Origin of the sequence: Microbulbifer epialgicus (assembly GCF_041447265.1) — a bacterium.
Classification (GTDB): Bacteria; Pseudomonadota; Gammaproteobacteria; order Pseudomonadales; family Cellvibrionaceae; genus Microbulbifer; species Microbulbifer epialgicus.
Window position 1 is genome coordinate 1 of the sequence record NZ_JBGMEK010000269.1, and the last position, 699, is coordinate 699.

1 protein-coding gene is annotated in these 699 nt (G+C 49.1%); it reads right to left on the reverse strand.

Going from position 1 to position 699, the window contains the following annotated elements:
• Positions 1-661: non-ribosomal peptide synthetase (locus ACCI49_RS24935; protein ID WP_371841960.1), on the reverse strand; the 661-nt coding region annotated here is incomplete at its 3' end.
• Between the last annotated feature and the right edge of the window lie 38 nt (positions 662-699).

Genomic DNA, 699 nt, shown 5'->3' on the forward strand with positions numbered 1-699 from the left:
CTACTTCAAATTCCTGTCTGATCTGACTGACCAGGCGGGTAGCCAGTAGTGAGTGTCCACCCAGGGCAAAGAAGTCATCGTAAACACCGACTTCAGATATCTTTAAAATGTCACTCCAAAGACCGCACAACCGCGCTTCATCCTCGTTTCTCGGGGCTACATACTGCGCCTTCACCCAATCACTCTCGGCCGGTGCGGGTAGTGCTGACTTATCTACTTTCCCATTTGGAGTCAAAGGTAGCTCTGGCAAGAAGATATAGACTGGGGGGACCATATACGCTGGTAAACGACCCTTTAATGTGCGTTTAATCTCTTCTATGTACTGCCGGCGCTCTGCTTGTGCTGATTCTTCTTGCTCCTGCGCGTACTCCGCTGCTTCCAATACCACATAAGCCACCAGCGTCTTCTCTCGGCCTGCGTCCTCACGAGCCTGCACCACACTGTGCTTGATACCGGTAATTTCTGATAAGGCGGATTCAATGTCGCCCAGCTCAATTCTGAACCCACGTAACTTCACCTGATCATCAATACGCCCGATAAACTCCAAGTTGCCATCAGGCAACCAACGTACTAAATCGCCAGTTTTATATAATCGGTCTTTTGGGTCACTACTAAAGGGATTTGGGATGAACTTTTCTTTGGTCAATTCAGGGCGGTTCAAATAACCTCTTGCGACACCTGCACCGCCTATATGTAACT